Raw genomic sequence first — 4222 nt, 5'->3', positions numbered from 1 at the left:
GACCACGGCGAGCAGCCCCGCGTAGCCGAGGGCCATCGGGGGCAGCGCGCGGCGCGGCCCGTACCGGTCGACGAACAGGGCGCGCAGCGGCGACAGCAGGACGCTCGTGGCGCCGAACAGCGCCATGGCCGCGCCCGCCACGGCGTAGGAGCCGGTGGCGTCCTTGGTGGCGAGCATGAGCGAGAGCGGGACGGTCCCGTACGAAAGGCGTCCGAGCAGGGCGGCGCCGAACGTGCGCAGGGCATACGGGGTCCGCAGGACAGCGGCGTACATGGTGGGTTCCTCCGGGCATGAGAGAGCTCAACGGGGCGTCTGCGCACCGGAGTTCTATGCACGGAGGAAGGTCATGCCGAGGAAAATAGCAGGGACCCGGGGGCCCCGGGAAGAGGTCAGCCTCCCGTGAGCCCCTCCACCAACTCGTCCGCCGCCCGGTAGGGGTCGAGCTCCCCGGCCACGATCCGCTCGGCCAGCGCGCCGAGCCGCCGGTCCCCGGACAGGTCCCCGATCCGCTCCCGCAGCGCGGTCACCGCGATCGTCTCGACCTCGCGGGCGGCCCGCGCGGCCCGGCGCTCGGCGAGCACGCCGCGCTCCTCCATCCACGCCCGGTGCTTCTCCAGCGCCTCGACGACCTCGTCGATGCCCTCGCCGCGCGCGGCGACGGTCTTCACGATGGGCGGGCGCCAGTCGCCGGGGCCGCGGGACTCGCCGAGGCCGAGCATGTGGTTGAGCTCGCGGGCGGTGGCGTCGGCGCCGTCCCGGTCGGCCTTGTTGACCACGTACACGTCGCCGATCTCCAGGATCCCGGCCTTGGCCGCCTGGATGCCGTCGCCCATGCCGGGAGCGAGCAGCACGACGCTGGTGTCGGCCTGGGAGGCGATCTCGACCTCGGACTGGCCGACGCCGACCGTCTCGACCAGGACCACGTCGCAGCCCGCCGCGTCCAGCACCCGGATGGCCTGGGGCGCGGCCCAGGCGAGGCCGCCGAGGTGACCGCGCGTGGCCATCGAGCGGATGTAGACGCCCGGGTCGGAGGCGTGGTCGGACATCCGCACGCGGTCGCCGAGGAGCGCGCCGCCGCTGAACGGCGAGGACGGGTCGACGGCCAGCACGCCGACCCGCTTGCCGGCCCGCCGGTACGCGCTCACCAGCGCCGACGTCGACGTCGACTTGCCGACGCCGGGCGAGCCGGTGAGCCCGACCACGTACGCGTTGCCGGTCAGCGGCGCCAGCGCGGCCATCACGTCACGCAGCTGCGGGGACGCCCCCTCCACCAGCGAGATCAGCCGGGCCACGGCGCGCGGCCTGCCCTCCCTCGCCTGGGCGACCAGCGTGGGGACGTCCTGCATCAACAGCTCCGTTCACTCGTGCCCGTACGAACAAAAGGCGGTTATGCCCGGGGTACCCGCACGATGAGCGCGTCACCCTGACCGCCGCCGCCGCACAGCGCGGCGGCGCCGGTGCCGCCGCCCCGCCGCTTCAGTTCGAGGGCGAGGTGCAGCACGATACGGGCGCCGGACATCCCGATCGGGTGACCCAGGGCAATGGCCCCGCCGTTGACGTTCACCTTTTCCGCGGACACTCCGAGGTCCTTCATTGACTGCACGGCGACCGCCGCGAAGGCCTCGTTGATCTCGATGAGGTCGAGGTCCTCGACGCCGATGCCCTCCTTCTTGAGGGCGTGCTGGATCGCGTTCGACGGCTGCGACTGGAGCGAGTTGTCCGGGCCCGCCACGTTCCCGTGCGCGCCGATCTCGGCGATCCACTCCAGGCCCAGCTCCTGCGCCTTGGTCTTGCTCATCACGACCACGGCGGCGGCGCCGTCCGAGATCTGCGACGAGGTGCCCGCGGTGATCGTGCCGTCCTTGGCGAAGGCCGGGCGCAGCTTGCCGAGCGACTCCGCGGTGGTCTCCGCGCGGATGCCCTCGTCCTTGCTGAACAGGACGGCCTCGCCCTTGCGCTGCGGGATCTCGACGGGCGTGATCTCGGCCTCGTAGATGCCGTTCTTCTGGGCGGCGGCCGCGCGCTGGTGGGAGAGCGCGGCGATCTCGTCCTGCTCGGGGCGGGCGATGCCGAGACGGGTGTTGTGCTTCTCCGTCGAGGCGCCCATGGGGATGTTCTCGAAGGAGTCGGTCAGGCCGTCGTACGCCATCGCGTCGAGCATCTCGACGGCGCCGTACTTGTAGCCCTCGCGGGACTTGGGCAGCAGGTGCGGGGCGTTGGTCATGGACTCCTGGCCGCCGGCGACGACGACGTCGAACTCACCTGCACGGATGAGCTGGTCGGCGAGAGCGATGGCGTCGAGGCCCGACAGGCACACCTTGTTGACGGTGAGCGCCGGGACGTTCATCGGGATGCCCGCCTTGACCGCGGCCTGACGCGCCGGGATCTGCCCTGCCCCGGCCTGCAGCACCTGGCCCATGATCACGTACTGCACCTGGTCGCCACCGATTCCCGCACGGTCGAGGGCGGCCTTGATCGCGAAGCCGCCGAGGTCGGCTCCGGAGAAGGACTTGAGCGAGCCCAGCAGACGGCCCATGGGCGTGCGCGCGCCCGCGACGATCACTGAGGTGGTACCGGTCGTTCCAGACATGAGGCACGGCCCCTTGGATGATGAGGAGTGAACGAGGGTTTACTTCGAATGTACTGAGCGGTACGCCGCACGTCATCGGACAGCGAATGTGATCGCGCGCACGTTGCGTAATCGCCCTGCGCCGCGCTGCACTTACAGCATGCTGACGCGAATCGACCACATCGGGATCGCCTGTCACGACCTCGACGCGACCGTCGAGTTCTACAAGGCGACGTACGGCTTCGAGGTGTTCCACTCCGAGGTCAACGAGGAGCAGGGCGTGCGCGAGGCCATGCTCAAGATCAACGAGACCGGCGACGGGGGTGCCTCCTACCTCCAGCTGCTCGAACCGACCCGGGAGGACTCCGCGGTCGGTAAATGGCTGGCCAAGAACGGTGAGGGCGTGCACCACATCGCCTTCGGCACCGCGGACGTCGACGCGGACGCGGGAGCCATCAAGGACAAGGGCGTACGCGTGCTCTACGACGAGCCCCGGCGGGGCTCGATGGGGTCGCGCATCACCTTCCTGCACCCCAAGGACTGCCACGGCGTGCTGACCGAACTCGTCACTGCAGCCCCACAGGAGTCGGTCGAGCACTGACCTCCCCATACTCGGGCCGGTAGGGTTGGGGGGCGGCTGTCGCGTACAAGCGGAACGGACGGGGCAGCCGTGGGCCGGGGTCCGGGTATCGGGGGACGAAGGGTCGGAGCCGTCGGGCTGCACACAGCAAGCCGGGGGCGCCGCCGTTTTCGATCTGACACCATTCCCCGGGAGCCCCGTGCGGCGGACGGACGGGGCTCGTAAGGAAGTACTTGCGACCAGGGGACGGATGGGACCGCGCAGTGCGGGGCTACGAGAGCCAGGACGGCCACAAGCCGGCTGAGACCGACCATCTCTCGCGGTTCGAAGCCGAGATGGACCGGCTGAAGACCGAGCGGGAGAAGGCCGTCCAGCACGCCGAGGACCTGGGCTACCAGGTGGAGGTGCTGCGCGCCAAGCTGCACGAGGCGCGGCGCAGCCTCGCGACCCGGCCTGCCTACGACGGGGCGGACATCGGCTATCAGGCCGAGCAGCTGCTCCGTAATGCCCAGATCCAGGCCGACCAGCTGCGCTCCGACGCCGAGCGCGAGCTGCGCGAGGCCCGCGCCCAGACGCAGCGCATCCTCCAGGAGCACGCCGAGCAGCAGTCCCGTCTCCAGGCGGAGCTGCACGGCGAAGCGGTCAACCGGCGCCAGCAGCTCGACCAGGAGCTGGCCGAGCGCCGCCGCACCGTCGAGAACCACGTCAACGAGAACGTGCAGTGGGCCGAGCAGCTGCGCGCCCGCACCGAGCAGCAGGCCCGCCGGCTGCTCGACGAGTCGCGTGCCGAGGCCGACCAGTCGCTGGCCGCCGCCCGCGCGGAGGCCGAACGGGTCGCCGCCGAGGCCCGCCAGCGCCTGACCGGCGAGGCGGAGAACGCACGGGCCGAGGCCCAGTCGATCCTGGCCCGCGCCCGCCAGGACGCCGAGCGCCTGCTCAACGCGGCCTCGACGCAGGCCCAGGAGGCCACCGACCACGCCGAGCAGCTGCGTACGTCGACGGCCACGGAGTCGGACGCCGCCCGCCGCCAGGCCACCGAGCTGAGCCGCGCCGCCGAGCAGCGCATCGCCGAG

The 4222-nt window shown here is 71.5% G+C and carries 3 protein-coding genes and 2 pseudogenes; 2 read left to right on the top strand and 3 right to left on the bottom strand.

The features are described 5' to 3' along the window. The 3 genes and pseudogenes from G3I40_RS17280 to G3I40_RS17270 form a co-directional block, all read right to left on the bottom strand. Positions 1-273 (bottom strand): annotated as a pseudogene (locus tag G3I40_RS17280) (MFS transporter); the annotation flags it as partial. Between the two features lie 116 nt (positions 274-389). Then, entirely contained in the window at positions 390-1346 is a 957-nt protein-coding gene (meaB, locus tag G3I40_RS17275; protein WP_164303046.1) for a methylmalonyl Co-A mutase-associated GTPase MeaB, read from the bottom strand. A 41-nt stretch (positions 1347-1387) separates the two neighbouring features. Further along, on the bottom strand, positions 1388-2590 hold the full coding sequence (locus G3I40_RS17270) for an acetyl-CoA C-acetyltransferase (RefSeq protein WP_164303045.1): 1203 nt from the start codon (positions 2588-2590) through the stop codon (positions 1388-1390). 139 nt (positions 2591-2729) lie between these two features. Between G3I40_RS17270 and mce the strand changes: the two genes are divergently transcribed. Together mce and G3I40_RS17260 are read left to right on the top strand one after the other, a co-directional pair. Further along, positions 2730-3170: a methylmalonyl-CoA epimerase gene (mce, locus tag G3I40_RS17265; RefSeq protein ID WP_164303044.1), complete on the top strand. Its 441-nt coding sequence runs from the start codon at positions 2730-2732 to the stop codon at positions 3168-3170. Between the two features lie 242 nt (positions 3171-3412). After that, positions 3413-4222 (top strand): annotated as a pseudogene (locus G3I40_RS17260) (hypothetical protein); the annotation flags it as partial.

Origin of the sequence: Streptomyces sp. SID14478, from assembly GCF_010548525.1 — a bacterium.
GTDB lineage: Bacteria > Actinomycetota > Actinomycetes > Streptomycetales > Streptomycetaceae > Streptomyces.
The sequence above is the reverse complement of the archived record's forward strand: the minus strand, read 5'-3'. Positions and strand labels throughout refer to the sequence as shown.